Here is a 17,703-nt window from a genome sequence, read left to right on the forward strand (position 1 = left end):
GACCCGGCCCGCGGCGCCGCCCGCCAGCGTACGGCCTACACGATCCGCCGTGCGGCGACGCGAACCCGCATCCGCGCGTCCACCACCACCGCGCCGCGCCCGGGCGCCAGCACCTTGACCGGGTTCAGGTCCATCTCGGTAAGCTCGGGGATCGCATCGACCAGCGCCGAGACGCGCTGAAGAATCGAGACGAGCGCGGCACGGTCGCCCGGCGCCGCGCCCCGATAGCCGTCGAGCAACCGCGCGCTCCTGAGCGAACCCACCATCTCATGCGCGTCGATATCGGTCACCGGCGTGAGCCGGAAGGCAACGTCGTGAATCAGCTCGACCATCATCCCCCCCAGCCCGCATACGACCAGCGGACCAAAGGTCGGATCGGTGGTGACGCCGACCAGCGCTTCGATTCCCCCCGGCACTTCGCGTTGCAACAGCACGCCTTCGAGCTGGGCGCCGGCGTTGCGCGCGCGCTCGGCAAGCGTCACCGCGGCTTCCGCCACCGCGACCGCCGAGTTCAGCCCCATGATCACGCCGCCGATATCGCTCTTGTGCGTGACGCCCGGCGCGATCACCTTGGCCACCAGCGGATAGCCGATTCGATCCGCGACCCGCGGCGCGTCGGCGACCGACGCCCGCTCGGCGAGCGCGATTTCGATTCCCGCCGCGCGCAGGACGGTCGCGACGTCCTCGGGCGCGAGCCAGCGTCCGCCGTCGGCGCCAGCGAGTACCCGATCGACAACCGCGCGCACCGTGCTGAGCGCGAACGGGCTTAGACTGAGGGCGTTGCCGCGCGGCCTGCTGCGCCATCGCGCGTAGCGCCACGCGGCCGCCAGCACCATCGCGGCGTTCTCCGGAAAGGCGTAACAAGGCACCTGGCCGCGGGCGCCGGCGTTCAGCACCACTGGCGGCCATTGCGAGGAAAGCGGCACCGCCAGCACCGGCTTATGCGCCGGCACCCGCGCGGCGCCGCGCGCGATCCCCTCGCCGATCCGCGCGCGCAGCCCTTCGGTGATGGGCACGTTGATTGCCACCAGCGAATCGACGTTGGAGTCCGCACCAACCGCCGCGATCGTGCGTTCGTACTCGTCGGGCCCGGCGGTCGCGGTCATGTCGATCGGATTGCCAAAGCCGGCGCGCGCGGGCAGGAACGAGGCCAGCTCGCGCAGCGTCTCCTCGCTCAGTGCAGGCAGCGTCAGGCCGTTGGCCTCGCAGGCGTCGGCGAGCAGAATTCCCGGGCCGCCGGCGTTGGTCACCACGCCCACACGCGGGCCGCCCGGGATTGGCTGCGTCGAGAGCATCGCGACGACGTCGAACATTCCCATCAGGGTATTGGTGCGGATCACACCCGCCTGCTCGAAGAGCGCCTCGACGGCGACGTCGAGGCTCGCCAGCGCCGCGGAATGGCTGCTCGCGGCGCGCCGGCCAGCCGCCGAGCGCCCGGACTTGACCGCGACGATCGGTCGGCGCCGCGCGACCTCCGGAGCCAGGCGCGCAAACTTGCGCGGGTTGCCGACACTCTCCAGGTAGAGCACGACCACCGCCGTGCGCGGATCGTCGAGCCAGTAGGCGAGCAGGTCGTTGTTGGAAACGTCGGAGCGGTTGCCGGCCGAAACAAAGGCCGACAAGCCCAGCCCGCGGCTGTTCATGTAGTCGAGGATTGCGATGCCGAGCGCGCCGCTCTGCGAGTACATCCCGATGTTTCCCGTCGGCGGCGCCTGCGGCGCAAACGTCGCGTTGAGCCGCACCACGGGATCGGTGTTGAGCACTCCCATGCAGTTCGGTCCCACCATCCGCATCCCCGACTTGCGCACCATCTCGAACAACTGCTGCTCCGCCGCGCGCCCCTCGGCCGAAACCTCAGCAAATCCCGACGTGATCACGACCACGCCGTGGACGTGGGCGTGCGCGCACTCCTCGATTACACCGGGCACCTGCTCGGCGGGCACGCTGATGACCGCGAGATCGACCGGCGCGCCGATTGCGCCCACGCTCGGGTAGCATCGCAAACCCATCACTTCGTCCGCGTTCGGGTTGACCGGGTAGATCGGGCCGTTGAAGTCCGCGCGTTTGAGATTGGCGACCAGCGCGCCGCCGATCTTGCGATGCGAGCGCGAGGCGCCGATCACCGCCACCGAGCGCGGATGGAGCAGCTTGCGAATGCTCTCGGCGGCGGCGTGCCATTCGCGCGACTCGGCCGCCTGGCGCAACTCCGCGGTTTCGCCGGTCGGGAAGCTAAGGTGGACCACGCCGGCCTCGGTCGAGCGCTTAGCGCGAAAGCCGCTCTTGGCGAACACCTCCAGCATCCGGTTGTTGTCGCCCAAAACGTTGGCCTGGAATTCGACGATCCCCGCCGCACGCGCGATCCGCCCCAGATGTTCGAGCAGCAGCGTGCCGATGCCGCGGCCCTGATGCTCGTCGAGCACGGCGAAGGCGACCTCGGCGCGTCCGGGCTCCGTGGAGACGTAGCGGCCGACCCCGATGAAGCGCTCTTCGCCGTCCTCGCGCAGGCTGGCGACCAGCGCAACGTGGCTTTTGAAATCGACCTCGGTAAAGCGCACCAGGTCGTCGCGCGTCAGCGCGTTCTTCAGTCCGAAGAAGCGGTGGTAGATCGACTCCTGGCTCAGCCGCTGGAAGTGGTCGAGCAGGCGCTGCTTGTCGTCGGGTCGGATCGCGCGGACATAGATCGAACCGCCGTCGCGCAGCACCTCGTGCGCCGAATAGTTACGTGCTTCGATACTCGTGTCGTCAGCCATCGCCGTAATGCCTGATGCAAAACGGGGACCGCCGCGCGCGCGCATCGCCTACGGCGCGCGGAGTCGCACAAATCGCCGCGTGCGGGGCGGCAGTTGCCCGCGACCTTCCCGTGCATTTGGCTAAATGCTTGCACTCGGCCGCTCCAGATACCATCGCCTACAGGTCCGGCCGGATACAGCCCCCGGCGCATTCCCGCCCGTATCGCTTGACAGCGGCGACCCCGCGGAAGTTCACTCAGGCTCGACGGCGACCGATTCCGAGCGGAGGACGATCCCGATGGCGAGAATAATCGACGGCGACGGCCACATTGTCGAGCCGTTCGCGGTATGGGAGGAATACACTGAGTCCGCCTATCGCGACCGCGTGATCCGCGTAAAGCGCAACGCGCAGGGACGCGACGAGCTATGGATCGGCGGCGAGAACCGCACCCGCCCGCAACTGCCGCTCGCCGCCACCGTTATCCCCGGCGGCCTGGTCGATCTCAAGCACGCAAGCGAACTTACCTGGAACGACCTTTTACCCGGCAGTTACGACCCCCACGCGCGCGTCAAGGACATGGACCTGGAGGGGATCGACGCTGCCGTGCTCTATCCCTCGCTCTATCTCCTCTACGGCGACCTCACCGACCCGAAAGTCGCGACCGCCGCCTGCCGCGCCTACAACTCGTGGCTGGGCGATTTCTGTAAGGCCTATCCTGCTCGGCTCTTCGGCGTCGCACCGATGCCGATGCTGGAGGTGGACGAAGCGGTCAAGGAGATGCGCCGCGTGGTCACGGAACTGAACTTCAAGGCGGTCTTCGTGCGTCCCAACCCGTTCAACGGACGCCGCCTGTGCGACCCGGCTTACGACCCGTTCTGGCGCGAGGCGGAGGAGCTCGACGTCGCGGTCACCGTCCACGGGAGCTTCGGTACCAGGATGCCGTCGATGGGCGCCGAGCGCTATCACGACCCGTTCTTCTTCCACATGATCTGCCATCCGTTCGAGCAGCAAGCCGCCTGCATGGATATCGTCTGCGGCGGCGTGCTTGACAAATTCCCCCGCCTGCGCGTCGGCTTCCTGGAGTCGGGCGTCGGATGGCTCGGCTATTGGCTGGACCGGATGGACGGCCATTACGAGAAGATGCATACCTACGTCCCCTGGCTCAAGAAGAAACCGAGCGAATACTTCTTCGAGCAGTGCTATGTCTCGCTCGACCCCGACGAGCGCACACTGGCCGCGATGGTGGAGTTGGGCGCCGAGCGCAATATCCTGTGGGGCTCCGACTATCCGCACTTCGACTGCACGTTTCCGGGTATCGTCAAAGAAGTACAGAAGGCCTGCCACGGGCTCCCAGAGCGGGCGCGACAAAATATCCTGACCGAAAACGCGGTCCGCTTTTACCATCTTTAGAACAGGCGTGCCGCGCGTGATGGATCGGTTTCATCTGACTGCATACTCAACTTGAGTACGTAAAGGCGCCAAGACGGAGGCCGAACCATGAGCACGCACAACGGAAGCGGCGGCGGTGAATACGCGGTGGTGTGGCCGCGAGCGCCGCGCACCGCAAAACTCACCCAGCTCGCCGAACGTCCCGAGAGCCTGCGCGGCAAGACCATCGCGGAGCTATGGGACTATATCTTCCGCGGCGACGAAATTTTTCCGATCATCGAGGACGAGCTCGCCCGCCGTTTCCCGGACACGCGCTTCGTCAACTACAAGACCTTTGGCTCAACCCACGGCGCGCAGGAGCGCGAGGTGCTCGCGAAACTGCCCGCGATGCTCAAGGAGCACGCGGTGGACGCGGTTATCTCCGGGATGGGCTGTTGAGGGAGCTGCACGCCCGCCGTGCTGCGGGCGAGCGCGATCGCCGAGGCCGCCGGCGTGCCCAGCGTCTCGCTGGTATGCGAGGGCTTCATGGGCCAGGCCGCGACGACCTCGGTCGGGCTGGGGATGCCCAACCTGCCGCTGGCGATGGTCCCCGGCCACGTTGACGTCCAGAGCGCCGAGGAACTTAAGGCCAATATCGTGCGCGTCACACTCGAGCGCGTAATCAACGGGCTGACCGCGGCGCCCGCCGCCGTGACCTCGCTTGGCACCGAACCCGCCCCGCGCGACATCGTCTTCACCGGCACTTTCGAGGAAGTCAACCGGCTCTTCTACGAGAACGAATGGAGCGACGGGCTGCCGATCGTGCCGCCCACGATCGCCAAGGTCGACGAGTTCCTGCGTTACACCGAACGCGCGCCCGACGAAGTGCTCGGCGTGATGCTCCCCGACAATCGCAAGGCGACCGTATGGAGCGTCGCGGTCAACGGGGTGATGGCGGGATGCCGTCCGGAATACCTGCCGGTGCTAGTGGCCGCGGTCGAGGCGATGGCCGACCCGGGCTACGGCGTCGAGCACAGCGGCAATACGCCCGGCGCGGAAACCCTGATCATCCTCAACGGCCCGATTATCAAGCAGCTCGGCTTCAACTACGAACAGGGCGCGTTGCGCGACGGTTTTGTCGCCAACACCAGCGTCGGGCGTTTCTGGCGACTGTACCTGCGCAACGTCGCCGGCTTCCTGCCGCACAAGACCGACAAGGGCACCTTCGGCAACACCTGGCGCGTCGTGCTGGCCGAAAACGAGGACGCCCTTGCGCGTATCGGATGGGAACCGCTCGCAGCCGAGCGCGGCTTTAGGCGCGGCGACAACGTGGTCACGATTTCGCGCTACACCGGCGGCGACGTGATCGCGTCGGTGCATGGCAACTCGGCCGAGGAGCTGCTGCCGTACCTGGCCGACGCGCTCGCTAAGCAGATCGGATGGGAGGTGGTGTTCACGGTCGGGATGGCGAATTCGAGCCAGCAGCCGCTGTTGGTGCTCAGCCCGATCCTGGCCGAGACGATCGCCCGCTCCGGCTACTCCAGGCGCGACGTGCAGCGCTACCTGTTCGAGCGCGCGCGTATTCCGGCCCGGAAGTTTGAACAGTATATTGGCAAATATACTCACTTCATTCCGGACAACCGCACGCTCGTCGACCTGGTCAACATGGGCAAGGCGCCGAGCGTCTTCGCCGCCTCCGACGATCCCGACCGGATGGTGCCGATCGTCGGCAAGCCCGAGGACTTCCTGATCGCGGTCAGCGGCGACCCGCTGCGCACCAACGCGTACGTCTTCGTGCATAACGGGATTCTCGGCTACACGACCTCCAAGGCGATCCGGCTGCCGCGCGACTGGCCGGCCCTGCTCGCTGCCGCGCGCCTGGCGTAAGACGCGCGGCGCGGCGATTGCGATGGCCGAGCGCGACGTGCTGTGGGTGCTCAATCCGGCCGGGCAGCGCGCCTCGGGCGAGTGGATCGACGATACGCTGCGCGAGCGCGCCGCCGAGCGCGGGATGCTCGGCAAGCTCTGGCGCGCCGCCGACTTTCCCCGCCAGCGCGTCGAGGTGATTCGCGCCGCCGACCCGTTCGTCGAGGTCAACGATCTGTTCTACCGTCGCGGATGGACCGACGGGCTGCCGATCGTTCCGCCCACGCTTGGCCGGGTCGAGGAGATGCTCGCGCGCGCGGGCCGCGGCCGCAACGACTCGCTCGGTGAACTCGATCCGCTGCGCGGCCTCGCCACGATCGAGAAGGTCGCAGCCAATGCCGTCATGGCGGGGTGCGGCCCGGAGCATTTGCCGGTCGTGCTCGCCGCCGTCGAGGCGATCGCCGAGCCCGAATTCAACCTGCGCGGCGTGCAGACCACCGATGAGAACGTCGCGCCGCTCCTGATCGTCAGCGGCCCGGCGGCCGCGGCGCTTGAAATCAACGCCGGCTTCGGCGCGCTGGGGCCCGGATGGCGCGCCAACGCGACGATCGGCCGCGCGCTCAGGCTCGTGATGAACAATATCGGCGGCGGATGGCCGGGCGCGGTGTCGCTCGCCGGACTCGGCAGCCCGGCGCGCTACACGCTCTGCCTTGCCGAGAACGCCGCGCAGAGCCCGTGGCCCCCGCTCCATGTCGAGCTCGGCCTCGACAAGTCTGAAAGCGTTCTGGTCGTGATGCGCGCGGAGTGCGCGATCAACCTCACCGGCGGACTGGAGGAGATCGCGAGCGTGATGGGCTCGGCGACCTCCGCCTTCACGATGCTGCACGAGGGTAAAGTTGCGGTAGCGCTGGCGCCGTACGTCGCACGCCGGCTCGCGGAGAAGGGCTTGAGCAAGGACGACGTGAAGCGCCGGCTCTTCGAGCGCGGCCGGATGGCGGCTGAAACGCTCAAACACTCGTGGCTATGGACCACGATCGCGGGGCGCGAGGGCTGGCCGCGATGGGTGCGCGAGGCCGTGGAGCGCGGCGCCGCGGTCCCCGCGGTCCGCGCCGCCGAGGACATCACGCTGATCGTCGCCGGCGGCGATCTAGAGATCCCGCAGCACGCCTACTTCCCCTCGTGGGGCTTCCCACCCTGCCGGATCGTGAAGATGATCCATGTCCCGCGATGAACCTCGGCCTAGATGCGGAAGGAGCTTGCCGGCGCGTCCGCCCCTGAATCGACGGCCGCCCCTGTAGCCCGCGCCGCCGGCCGGCCTTCCCATCGGCAGGCCGGCGGCGATAAACTCCGATGACCCGCCGCCCGGCGCGGCGCGCGAAATTTCCAGCGTGCGGAGACCAGCCATGGCCGACAAATTACGCAGCAAACTGATAACCGAGGGCGTGCAACGCTCGCCCAACCGCTCGATGCTCCGCGCGGTCGGCTTCGGCGACCGTGACTTCGACAAGCCGATCATCGGGATCGCCAACGGCTACAGCACGATCACGCCGTGCAACTTGAGCCTGGGAATGCTGACCGAGCGGACTGAAGCGGCCGTGCGCGCGGCCGGCGCGATGCCGCAGACCTTCGGCACGATCACGGTCAGCGACGGGATCGCGATGGGCACCGAGGGGATGAAGTACTCGCTGGTCTCGCGCGAAGTGATCGCGGATTCGATCGAAACCGCCTGCAACGCCCAGTCGATGGACGGCGTGGTGACGATCGGGGGCTGCGACAAGAACATGCCCGGCGCGCTGATCGCGATGGCGCGCATGAACATTCCCGGCATCTTCATCTACGGCGGCACGATCAAGCCGGGCCACCTTAACGGCCGCGACCTCACCATCGTCAGCGCTTTCGAGGCGGTCGGCGAGTACAGCGCGCACAAGATTGACGAGGCCCAGTTACTTGCCGTCGAGCGCAATGCCTGCCCGGGCGCCGGCTCATGCGGCGGGATGTACACGGCCAACACGATGTCCTCGGCGATCGAGGCGCTGGGGATGAGTCTGCCGTACTCCTCGACCATGGCGGCCGAGGATGCCGAGAAGGCCGAGAGCGCGGCGCGCTCGGGCGAGGTGCTGGTCGAGGCGGTGCGCCGCGGCCTGCTGCCGCGCCGGATCATGACGCGCAAGGCGTTCGAGAACGCGATCGCGGTGGTGATGGCGGTCGCCGGCTCGACCAACGCAGTGCTGCATTTGCTTGCGATCGCGCACGCGGCCGAAGTGCCGCTCACCCTCGACGACTTCGAGGCGATCCGCGAGCGCGTGCCCGTGCTGTGCGACCTCAAGCCCTCGGGTCGCTACGTCACCACCGATTTCCATCGCGCGGGCGGCGTGCCGCAGGTGATGAAGATGCTGCTCGTGCACGGCCTGCTCCACGGCGACGAGATGACGATCACCGGCCGCACGATTGCCCACAACCTGGCCGAAGTCCCCGAGGCGCCGCGCAAGGACCAGAATGTGATCCACCAGTGGGACGATCCGCTCTACCCGCAGGGCCATCTCGCAATCATGCGCGGCAACCTCGCCACCGAGGGCGCGGTCGCCAAGATCACCGGCATCAAGCACACCGAGATCACCGGCCCCGCGCGCGTTTTCGACCGCGAGGAGGACTGCCTGGAGGCCATCCTCGCGGGCAAGATCAAGAAGGGCGACGTCGTCGTGATCCGCTTCGAGGGGCCCCGGGGCGGCCCCGGGATGCGCGAGATGCTGTCGCCGACCTCGGCGATCATCGGCGCGGGGCTGGGCGATTCGGTCGGGCTGATAACCGATGGCCGCTTCTCCGGCGGCACCTACGGGCTGGTGGTCGGCCACGTCGCGCCTGAGGCGGCGGTCGGCGGGCTCATCGCGCTGGTTCACGAGGGCGACTCGATCACGATCGACGCGCGCAAACGGCTGTTGCAGCTCAACGTCGCCGAGGACGAGATCGCACGCCGGCGCGCGGCGTGGAAGCCACCAGCACCGCGCTACACGCGCGGCGTGCTCGCCAAATACGCCGCCCAGGTGTCGTCAGCCTGCTTCGGCGCGGTCACCGACTGAACGCCGCCCGCCGGGCGCATCGCGGGTATCCGCCGCGCGCGCGCCGCGTCAAACTAGGATCTGCCGGAGGGGTGGCCGAGCGGTTGAAGGCACCGGTCTTGAAAACCGGCAGCGGCGCAAGTCGCTCGTGGGTTCGAATCCCACCCCCTCCGCCATCCGGCCGTTTGCGGATCCGCGCGAGCTCAATTAATGACGTTTGATGTGGGCGCGTGCCCGCACACGCAAAGGCGGAGGTTTCGTCCATGGAAGACCGCGGGCTGCTGGCGGGGATTCGGGTGATCGACTGCGGCACGTACGTCGCCGGGCCGGCGGCGGCCACCGTGATGTCGGACTTCGGCGCCGACGTGATCAAGATCGAGCGCCCGGGCGGCGGCGACCTCTGGCGCATCTTCTCCAAGCTGCCCGGCACCGCCAAGGCCGAGCTCGACTGGTGCTGGGCGCTGACCAGCCGCAACAAGCGCAGCGTCGCGCTCGATCTTGCCCGTCCCGAGGGGCGTGAGGCGCTGCTCCGCCTGGTCCGGACCGCCGACGTCTTTCTCACCAACTACCAGCGCACGCTGCTCCAGAAATTCAGCCTCACGTGGGACGATCTTTCGGCCGTCAATCCGCGCCTCATCTACGCCCATCTGACCGGCTACGGCGACACCGGCGATGAAGCCGATGATCCGGCCTTCGATGCGCTCGCCTATTGGGCGCGCTCAGGCCTGATGACCAGCGTCACCGGCCTGGACGGCACGCCGAGCGGCCCGCGGCCCGGGATGGGCGATCATCCGACTTCAATCTCGATGTTCGGCGCGATCATGCTCGGACTGTACAATCGCGAGCGCACTGGCAAGGGGGCGCGGGTGACGACCTCGCTGCTCGCCAGCGGCGCATGGGCCAACGCGTGCGACCTCCAGGCCAAGCTCCTGCACGCGACCTTTCCCGAGCGTGGCGCCGCCAAGCATCCGCCCAACCCGCTGACCGCGGTCTATCTCAGCCGCGACGCCAAGATGTTCCTGCTCGTGCTGATCGACCCCGACAACGAGTTTCCGCGCCTGTGCCGGGCCTTCGGCCAGGGCGAGCTCGCAAGCGGCGAGCTGTTCGCAACCAACGAGGCGCGCGCTCAGAACGCGGCGGCGCTCTATGCGATCCTGCAATCCGAGTTCGAGAGCCGCGACCTCGCCGAGTGGAAAACGATCTTCAAGCAGAACGATATCAAGTGGGCGCCGCTGCCCAGGCTCGACGACGTCGTCGCCGACCCGCAGATGCGCGCCGCGGGCGCGTTCGTCGAATACGAACATCCGCGCGCCGGCAGGCTGGAGACCGTCAACAGCCCGATCTTCGTTGACGGCTCACGCAAGCGAAAGCCGACCGCCGCGCCCGAGCTTGGCGCGCATACGCGCGAGGTCTTGCGCGAGCTCGGCTACGCCGACGACGCCATCGAGTCACTCGTCCGCGCCGCCGACGGACGCTAGCCCGCCGAACATCTCGCCATGCCGATGACGCGGCGCGAAATCGAGCGGATGCTGAAGGAGCCGCACGTCGCGGTGGTCGCGGTCACCGCGCCCGACGGCGCCCCGCATGCGGTACCGACCTGGTACGAATATCGCGGCGGCGAGGTCGTCTTTCATACTGAGGCGAGCGCCTTCAAGCATAAGTGCCTGCTGCACGACCCGCGTGTCACGCTGGTCGTCGATACCAAGAAGCCGCCGTACCGATGCGTGATCCTCAAGGGGCGGGCCACGATGAGCGAGGGCGTCGACGACGCGCGCATCCGACGGATGGCGGTGGCGTACATGGGCAAGCGCGCCGGCGAGGCCTACGCGCGCGAGCTCAAGGGCGAGCGAATCGTGATCGTGCGGCTTAAGCCGTCACGTACGATCTCGTGGGATTACAGCAGGGAAACTCCTTAGCGAGCGCGGGCCGGGCACACTTGCCGCCGGGGCGCTAGCGGCCGGTGAAGCGCGGCTTGCGCTTCTCGGCGAACGCACGCCCGCCCTCCTTCGCATCCTCCGAGCGCGCAACCCGCATCAACTGGCGCCGCGCAAGCGCCTGCAACTCCGACGGCCCGCGCGGCAGCAGCATATCGCGGGTGAACGTCTCAAGCAGGCCGAGCACCAGCGGCGCGCTGTCGGCAAGCTTGCGCGCATACTCGCGCGCGGACTCCATCAGACGCTTGACCGGCACCACCGCGTTGACCATCCCGACCTCGTAGGCGCGCTGCGCCTTCATGTGCGCCCCGGTCAGCATCAGCTCCATCGCGACCTTGTACGGGATGCGTACGGCGAGGCCGGCAATGAGCCCGCCGCAGAAGCCAAGCTGCGCCTCGGGATAGGAGAAGTCGGCGTTGTCCGCGGCGACGGCGAGAGTCGAGAATTCGACCAGGCAGCACGCGCCGCCGACGCAATGGCCAGCGACCGCCGCGACGATCGGCTTGGTGAGCGGCACCCCCACGCCCGGCATGCACTCCCACAGCTCCGGATCGCGCGGCGGATCGCGCAGGTCAGCGCCGGCCGAGAACGCGCGCTCGCCCGCGCCGGTCAGCACCGCGACGCGGTCGTCGCCGCCCTGGAAGTGAATCAGCGCGTCGCGCAGCTCGGCCACCAGGGCGTTGGAAAGCGCGTTGAGCCTGTCGGGGCGGTTGAGCGTGATGGTCGCAATCCGCTCGCCGGAGTCATAGAGGACTAGGTCGCTGCCCATCGGCATGCTCCGCCGCGCAGCTCAGCCAGCGACCACCGCGATCGCGTTTATCTCGATCATCAGGCGCGGATCGACCAGCGACTTGACCTCGACCAGCGTGCTCGCCGGGTACGGCGGCTTGAAATACCTGCGGCGAACTTCGTGGATCGCACCGAGCTGCTTCATATCGGTGACGAAAACCGTGATCGCAACAATGTCGTCGAAGGTCGCGCCCGCGGCGCGCAGCACGGTTGCGATATTGCGCAGGGTCTGCTCGGTCTGCGCGCGCATGTCGCCCTCGCCCACCACCCTGCCCTCGTCGTCAGTCGCCACCTGGCCCGAGATATGGAGCGTGCGGCCGGCGGGCGCCCACGCCGCATGTGAGAACGCGCCGAAGGGGGCCTTCAAACCACTGGGATTGAAGCCTTGCGCCATTTGCGTCTCCTCCTGTGCCGGTTGGCCGCGATTCTAGGACTTGGCCGCCGCCGAAGGGAACTCGGCCTTAAGCGCGCGCTCCAGCTCGTCGCGGCGCACGCCGCGCTCCTCGGCGGCGCATCTCAGCTCCTCCGTGATCCGCGCGCCGGCGCCGTGGGCGAGCTCGCGATAAACGTTGGCTGGCACCGGCAGGTCGAGCGCGCGGGCGAGCAGCGTGATGTAGTTTTCAATGATCGGCGAGTTGTCATGCAGGCGCTTTTCGAACTCGCGGTAGCACGAGTGATAGATCGTCACCAGCATGTCGGCGCGGGCCGCGCGCGCGCTCGCCAGAATCCACGCGATCCTGCTTTCGAAGCCGGCGCTCCCGATCTGCGGCGCGAGCAGGATCGGCACGCAATGCAGCCCAAGCTCGGGGTCGCTGTGTTCGGCAACGATTTCGAGGCCGGGAATCGCGGCCAGCAGCTTGCGGCAGTTCTCCATATCGCGGTCGCGATCGGGCGTGCCGGTATGGCCGTGCAGCATCACGCGCGCCGACAGCCGCGGTCTTAGCTCGAGCCGGTCGAGCCGGCGCGCGATGAACTCGGTGACGTGCAGCTCGTCGAAGCCCCATTGCGCCGGATCCGAGCCCTTGCGCAGATTGGTATGGCACGACGGACACCAGCTGATAAGCGTCGGCGCGCCCTCGGCCTGGAAATGGCCGACCGTGCGGGCGAGCGCGCGCTCGCGATCGGCGCGTTCGGTCATCGGGCTGCCGCAGCAATGCGCGGGTCCCCCGAGGATCGAAAGCTCGGGATTGAGCAGATGCACAACGGCGGCGGCGAGCTGGGCCAGATGGGGCGTGCGCAGCACGTTGCATCCGAGCCAGAGCGTGGCGCGCCGTTCACCCTCAGCGCCCAGGCGTGGCTGCGCGTGCGAGTCGCGAAACGGCTGTCCGTCGGCGGTGAGCGCCTGGTTGAGCACGATGATGTTGCGGAAATAGGTGTCGAGTGGATTGGCGGGCGTCTGGTTGTCGCGCTGCTGCGGAATCTTGTCGTCGCTCATTGCTGTCACCCGGCTCGAAGAATGGCTGCGCCATCAAATCACAAAAACTTCGGCAGCACGCGGTCGGTGAACGACAGGAAGGTCTCATGGCTGAGCGGCGCTCCGATCAGGTAATCGAGGCCGATCTCCTCGTGCAGGCGCGCGATCTGATCGATCACGCGCTCGGGCGTCCCGTGGACCACCACTGAATCAACGTAGCGCTGCACGGGATCGACGTCGCCGAAGCGTTTGGCGTCGATATAGGTTCTGAGCAGCCACTTGGCGCCCTCGCGCGCGACCGCCGCGGCCTCGGCGTCGGTCGCGGCGATCGCCAGCAGCCGCGCGTGCGGAAGTTCGCGCCCGCCAACCGGATGGCCGTGGCGCGCAAGTTCGCGCCGGTAGACCTCCCAATGCTCGCCCGCCTCGGTGAAGGTCGAATGGGGACCGGTCAGCACCGGGTATCCGTGCGCAGCCGCCCACGTCACGGCGTCGACCGAGCCGGCCGCGACCCACATCGGCGGATGCGGCCGCTGGAGCGGCTTGGGCAGGACCTCGACGTCGTCGAACGAGAAATACCTGCCGCGGTAGGTCAGCCGCTCGCTACTCCACGCCCGGAGCACGATGTCGACTGCCTCGCGAAAACGCGCCTGGGTCTCCTCCATCGGCACGCCAAAGGTGCGAAACTCGCGCGCGTCGAAGCCGCGGCCGGCGCCCCAGTTAACCCGCCCGCCGGAGAGGATGTCGAGCAGCGCGATCTCCTCGGCCAAACGCAGTGGATGGTAGAAGGCGGCAAGCGTGACGCCGGCGCCGATCCTAAGCTTCGTGGTGCGCGCGGCAACGTGCGCGCCCATCACCGGAATCGACGGACATACGCTGTAGTCGCTGAAATGATGCTCGGTGAGCCAGACCGCGTCGTAGCCGGCGCGATCCATGATTTCGATCCGCTGCAGAGCGCGCTGGTACACGGTGGGCAGGGCGACGCGCCGCTCGGGCCAGCTGAAGAACTGAAGGATTCCGAATTTCACGATTCGCTCGCGCGCATTCCAATCTAGCAGCAGCGCCTGCATCCGGCATCCGGTTCGGCTTCGCTCTTATCATAGTCGCGCGTCGCCAAGCCAAGGGCCGCATCCGGCGCCAGGTTTGTTCAACCGCGCCCGTCGGCTATGATTCTCCCCACTGGGTCGCGTTGCGCAGGTCAGCCGCGGGCGGCCATCTCCCACCGCCCCGTCGTCCTGCCCATAAAGCCGGCGCGCCATCCGCGCGTTTTCGGCATCAGCGAAAGGAGTGGGATGCGTATGAAACCACGGGTTCGTAGCACGGTGGGCGCTGCGGTTGTAATGGTGGCGGCCGCGCTGTGCGTGGCACCGGCACATGCGCAGGAGAAAGCGACCGTTCGAGCCGGCTACCTGACCTGCCACGTGGCCAGCGGATGGGGTCTGATCTTCGGCTCCTCGCGCACGGTCCATTGCACCTATTCGCGTGACAAGACTCATACTGAATACTACAACGGCTCGATTACCAAGTTCGGCGCCGACATCGGCTATCTCTCCTCGGCGGTGATGTTGTGGGCGGTGGTCGCGCCGACCACCGACCTCGGCGAGGGCGCGCTGGCCGGCCATTACGGCGGCGCGACCGCGAGCGTCGCGCTGGGCGTCGGCGCGGGCGGCAACGTGCTGGTCGGCGGATTCAAGAAATCGATCGCGTTGCAGCCGATCTCGATCGAAGGCCAGAACGGCCTCAACGTGGCGGCTGGAATCGCCGAGTTGAACCTGAAGTTCGAGAAGGCCAAGACCGAGAAGGAGGCCAAGGAACACCAGGGCGCCTGATCTTTCGCAGCCATAGCAGCCGCGGCAGGCGACCCGGGTTCGCCTGCCGCGGCTGGGTTGGTATCCGGGCCGCGAACGCGCTACACGAATGCCAGAACCATCGCGGGCCGCCGGCCACGATCGATCCTCGGAGTTCTGGCGTGCGGTACGCCGGCGCCGCGCGATGACCACCTCGCGAGGTCAGCGCCATGGCACAGGAATTCACAATCTGCGTGGGCACGGTCGGCGCCGGGGTATGGTTCAGTCCCGACAGCGGCAACCATTGGCGGCGCAGCAAGATGGACCTGCCGTTTCATGCCGAGCCAGGTGAAATCCAGATCCGCGCGCTTGCGCTCTCGCCCCATAATCCGCACCAGGTCTATGCCGGCTCCGAGGCCGGGCTCTATCGCAGCACCGACAACGGCGCCAGCTTCGAACTGGTGAACTCGCCGATGGACGGGATGCAGATTTGGTCAGTGGCGGTCTCGCCGACGAGCCCCGATGTCATCGTCGCCGGCACCAAGCCGCCCGCGGTCTTCCGCACCGTGGACGGCGGCAAACGATGGGACAAGCTGAATATTACGATCGCCGAGAAGTGCCTCGCCGGCGCGCCCAAGGTCACCAATATCGTGTTCGACCCGCGCGACCCGCGCTCGCTATGGGTCGGCGTCGAAATCGACGGCGTCTATCACAGCCGCGACGGCGGCGATACGTGGATGCAATGCCGCGCGCTGGGCGACAAGCCGCTCAACCAGGACGTCCACGGACTCGCAGTGAGTGCCGGGCGACCGGCGAAGCTCTTGGCAACGACGCCTGACGGGATCTGGAGCAGCACCGACGAGGGCGAGAGCTGGAACGTCCACGGCTTTCCTCGCTTCGCCGAGCGCGACACGATTTCGTATTGCCGCGGGCTCGCGCTCAGGCCCGACAACCCCGAGGTCTTCTTCGTCGCCAACGGCGACTTCATCCCAGGCAAGCGCGGCGCGATCTGGCGCACGCGCGACGGCGGCCGCACCTGGGAAAAGGCGGCGCTGCCGGTCGAGCCGAACTCGACGATGTACTGGTTCGCGACCAACCCCGCCGATTCCAACGTCGTGGTCGCCAACAGCCTGCATGGCTATCTCTACGCCAGCCGCGACGGCGGCGACTCCTGGCAGAAGCTGCGGCGCGAGTTCGGCGAAGTGCGCGCGCTCGCCTGGTTGCCGAACTGACGTGGACGCGCAGGCGAAAATCCGTCGCGTGGGCGCGGCGTGCGGCGTACACTTTCGGAACCGGGAGGCGTCGCATGAACGCGTTCAGCCATCATTTCGTCGAAACCAATGGCATTCGGATGCACTACGTAGAGGCCGGGCAGGGGCCGCTCGTCGTGCTCTGCCATGGCTTTCCGGAGTCGTGGTATTCCTGGCGCCATCAGATTCCCGCGCTCGCCGAGGCCGGCTTTCGGGTGGTCGCGCCCGACCAGCGCGGTTACGGCCAGACTGATCGCCCGCAGGCGGTAGCCGAATACAGCATCTTCCGCATCGTCGGCGACGTCGTCGGCTTGGTCAACGCGCTGGGCGAGCGCACGGCCGTTATCGTCGGCCATGACTGGGGCGCGCCGGTCGCATGGCTGGCGGCGCAGTTGCGTCCAGACCTTTTTCGCGCGGTCGGATTGCTCAGCGTCCCGTACCTGCCGCGCGGCCCGATGCGCCCCAGTGCGCTTATCAAAGCGATTTTCGGCAGCAAGGTCTTCTACCAGCAGTACTTTCAGGAGGAGGACAAGGCCGAGCGCGACCTCGAACGCGACGTGCGCGCGACCATGCTCGCGGCGCTCTACTCGCTGTCGGGCGACGCGGAGGGCAGCGACCGATGGCGCTACGCGTTCGGGCCTGGCGAGACTTTCCTCGACTCCGTCGTGATGCCGAAGAAGCTGCCCCCGTGGTTGACCGAGGCCGATGTCGATTTCTTCGTCGGCGAGTTCACCCGCACCGGCTTTCGCGGTGCGCTCAACTGGTACCGCAATATCGACCGTCTATGGGAAGAGAGCGGCTTCCTCGACGGAGCGCGTCTGATGCAGCCAACCCTGTTTGTCGCCGGCGAGAAGGACGCCGTCGTGGAGTTCTACGGCGACGCCTACCGCGCGCTCGAGGCCAACGTGCCCAACCTCAATCAAAAGGTGCTGCTTCCCGGCGCCGGCCACTGGGTCCAGCAGGAGCGCCCGAGCGAGGTCAACCGCCTGCTGTGCGAGTTTCTCAGCTCGCTGTAGCGGTCCTCGACTGGGCTTCCTGATTCTCGGCCGACATTCTGCCGATACACGCATTCTGGCGATAATTCACCATTCAAGGCGCATCTTGACATATGTTTGATAAATAGAGAGGCTTACGTTGCCGAGGAGGCGAGTAATGAAGCCTAAGGTGCGCGAGGCGTTACCGGCCCTGGTGGCGGTCACGATGGGCTTCTACCTCCTGTCGGCCCAAGGCGCGCCGGTCGGGCCGCAGACGCAGCTCTACTCGGTGACCCGGCTCGACCTCAGTGTCCAAGCGCAGCAAGGGACCGGCCAGCCGCGCGCGCCGATCTTCGTTCCGCGCCGCTTCGCCAATCCGCGCCTGCTCGCACAGGTAAAAGCGGCGTACGCCAAAGGCTCCGGCTCCAAAGGCGGGGGCGGTGGAGGTGGAGGTAGGGGAAAGCCATCGCCATCGCCATCGCCATCGCCATCGCCATCGCCATCGCCATCGCCATCGCCATCGCCATCGCCATCGCCA

Annotated in this window: 15 protein-coding genes and 1 tRNA gene; 11 read left to right on the forward strand and 5 right to left on the reverse strand. The window is 67.4% G+C overall.

The features are described from left to right. Positions 1 to 35: 35 nt before the first annotated feature. Complete coding sequence (locus VFB33_17400; protein ID HZO83473.1) at positions 36 to 2,750, reverse strand: GNAT family N-acetyltransferase; 2,715 nt, start codon at positions 2,748 to 2,750, stop codon at positions 36 to 38. Positions 2,751 to 3,027: 277 nt separating this feature from the next. Here VFB33_17400 and VFB33_17405 point away from each other — a divergent pair, with 277 nt between their 5' ends. The 8 genes from VFB33_17405 to VFB33_17440 all read left to right on the forward strand — a co-directional run bounded on the left by VFB33_17405 (position 3,028) and on the right by VFB33_17440 (position 10,936). After that, the gene (locus VFB33_17405) at positions 3,028 to 4,140 is read left to right on the forward strand and encodes an amidohydrolase family protein (protein ID HZO83474.1); all 1,113 of its coding nucleotides are present in this window, start codon (positions 3,028 to 3,030) and stop codon (positions 4,138 to 4,140) included. 87 nt (positions 4,141 to 4,227) lie between these two features. Continuing rightward, positions 4,228 to 4,557: a hypothetical protein gene (locus VFB33_17410; protein ID HZO83475.1), complete on the forward strand. Its 330-nt coding sequence runs from the start codon at positions 4,228 to 4,230 to the stop codon at positions 4,555 to 4,557. 18 nt (positions 4,558 to 4,575) lie between these two features. Continuing rightward, positions 4,576 to 5,985 (forward strand): UGSC family (seleno)protein, encoded by a 1,410-nt coding sequence (locus VFB33_17415; protein HZO83476.1) that lies wholly within the window; start codon positions 4,576 to 4,578, stop codon positions 5,983 to 5,985. 22 nt (positions 5,986 to 6,007) lie between these two features. After that, on the forward strand, positions 6,008 to 7,195 hold the full coding sequence (locus VFB33_17420) for a hypothetical protein (protein ID HZO83477.1): 1,188 nt from the start codon (positions 6,008 to 6,010) through the stop codon (positions 7,193 to 7,195). 172 nt (positions 7,196 to 7,367) lie between these two features. Beyond that, the gene (gene ilvD, locus VFB33_17425; GenBank protein HZO83478.1) at positions 7,368 to 9,041 is read left to right on the forward strand and encodes a dihydroxy-acid dehydratase; all 1,674 of its coding nucleotides are present in this window, start codon (positions 7,368 to 7,370) and stop codon (positions 9,039 to 9,041) included. A 65-nt stretch (positions 9,042 to 9,106) separates the two neighbouring features. Continuing rightward, a tRNA-Ser gene (locus VFB33_17430) sits at positions 9,107 to 9,196 on the forward strand. 87 nt (positions 9,197 to 9,283) lie between these two features. Further along, positions 9,284 to 10,498 carry a CoA transferase gene (locus VFB33_17435; GenBank protein ID HZO83479.1) on the forward strand — a complete coding sequence of 405 codons (1,215 nt, stop codon included), beginning with the start codon at positions 9,284 to 9,286 and terminating at the stop codon, positions 10,496 to 10,498. 24 nt (positions 10,499 to 10,522) lie between these two features. Further along, the gene (locus VFB33_17440; GenBank protein HZO83480.1) at positions 10,523 to 10,936 is read left to right on the forward strand and encodes a TIGR03618 family F420-dependent PPOX class oxidoreductase; all 414 of its coding nucleotides are present in this window, start codon (positions 10,523 to 10,525) and stop codon (positions 10,934 to 10,936) included. Between the two features lie 34 nt (positions 10,937 to 10,970). Here VFB33_17440 and VFB33_17445 read toward each other — a convergent pair whose 3' ends face one another. Genes VFB33_17445 through VFB33_17460 form a run of 4 tightly spaced genes read right to left on the reverse strand, consistent with a single transcriptional unit; the run spans position 10,971 to position 14,224 of the window. Then, positions 10,971 to 11,723 carry an enoyl-CoA hydratase-related protein gene (locus VFB33_17445; GenBank protein ID HZO83481.1) on the reverse strand — a complete coding sequence of 251 codons (753 nt, stop codon included), beginning with the start codon at positions 11,721 to 11,723 and terminating at the stop codon, positions 10,971 to 10,973. 21 nt (positions 11,724 to 11,744) lie between these two features. Further along, positions 11,745 to 12,137, reverse strand: a complete 393-nt coding sequence (locus VFB33_17450; protein ID HZO83482.1) for a RidA family protein — start codon at positions 12,135 to 12,137, stop codon at positions 11,745 to 11,747. 33 nt (positions 12,138 to 12,170) lie between these two features. Continuing rightward, the gene (locus VFB33_17455; GenBank protein ID HZO83483.1) at positions 12,171 to 13,178 is read right to left on the reverse strand and encodes a (Fe-S)-binding protein; all 1,008 of its coding nucleotides are present in this window, start codon (positions 13,176 to 13,178) and stop codon (positions 12,171 to 12,173) included. A gap of 38 nt (positions 13,179 to 13,216) precedes the next feature. Next, positions 13,217 to 14,224, reverse strand: coding sequence for an LLM class flavin-dependent oxidoreductase (locus VFB33_17460; protein HZO83484.1), 1,008 nt, complete (start codon positions 14,222 to 14,224; stop codon positions 13,217 to 13,219). 228 nt (positions 14,225 to 14,452) lie between these two features. Between VFB33_17460 and VFB33_17465 the strand changes: the two genes are divergently transcribed. From VFB33_17465 to VFB33_17475, 3 genes are all read left to right on the forward strand, one after another. After that, positions 14,453 to 14,983, forward strand: coding sequence for a DUF992 domain-containing protein (locus tag VFB33_17465; GenBank protein ID HZO83485.1), 531 nt, complete (start codon positions 14,453 to 14,455; stop codon positions 14,981 to 14,983). A 188-nt stretch (positions 14,984 to 15,171) separates the two neighbouring features. Next, a complete protein-coding gene (locus VFB33_17470) occupies positions 15,172 to 16,173 on the forward strand; it encodes a hypothetical protein (protein HZO83486.1) in 1,002 nt (333 codons plus the stop codon). A gap of 74 nt (positions 16,174 to 16,247) precedes the next feature. Beyond that, a complete protein-coding gene (locus VFB33_17475; GenBank protein HZO83487.1) occupies positions 16,248 to 17,207 on the forward strand; it encodes an alpha/beta hydrolase in 960 nt (319 codons plus the stop codon). Positions 17,208 to 17,703 lie beyond the last annotated feature (496 nt).

This window comes from Candidatus Binataceae bacterium (genome assembly GCA_035650475.1).
In the GTDB taxonomy this organism is placed as follows: domain Bacteria; phylum Desulfobacterota; class Binatia; order Binatales; family Binataceae; genus JAKAVN01.